General features: G+C 33.8%; 1 protein-coding gene. It reads left to right on the forward strand.

Annotated elements, in window-relative coordinates; all coding sequences use genetic code 11:
- On the forward strand, positions 1 to 159 hold a 159-nt coding region (locus V6259_RS19790; RefSeq protein ID WP_341585990.1), incomplete at its 5' end, for a DUF1499 domain-containing protein.
- Positions 160 to 281 lie beyond the last annotated feature (122 nt).

Genomic DNA, 281 nt, shown 5'->3' on the forward strand with positions numbered 1-281 from the left:
GTTAAAAGCCGTTATTTAGGTTTTATTGATGATCTTGAATTTTATTTGCCTGAGGCTGATAGCATAGTTGATGTTCGCTCTGCTTCGCGAGTTGGTTACTCTGATTTGGATGTTAATCGCGATCGTATTGAAAAACTTAGAAGCTATCTTGCTCATTAGTTTTTACAGAAAGATGCATTTATTTATATAAAAATAGAGAACATATATTAGGAAGTGGATTGCTTATGAATAGGGATGACATCTACTCAATTTTAATTGTTGAAGACGATGAGCGGCTATAC

The organism is Marinomonas sp. TI.3.20, from assembly GCF_038155025.1.
Taxonomy (GTDB): domain Bacteria; phylum Pseudomonadota; class Gammaproteobacteria; order Pseudomonadales; family Marinomonadaceae; genus Marinomonas; species Marinomonas flavescens.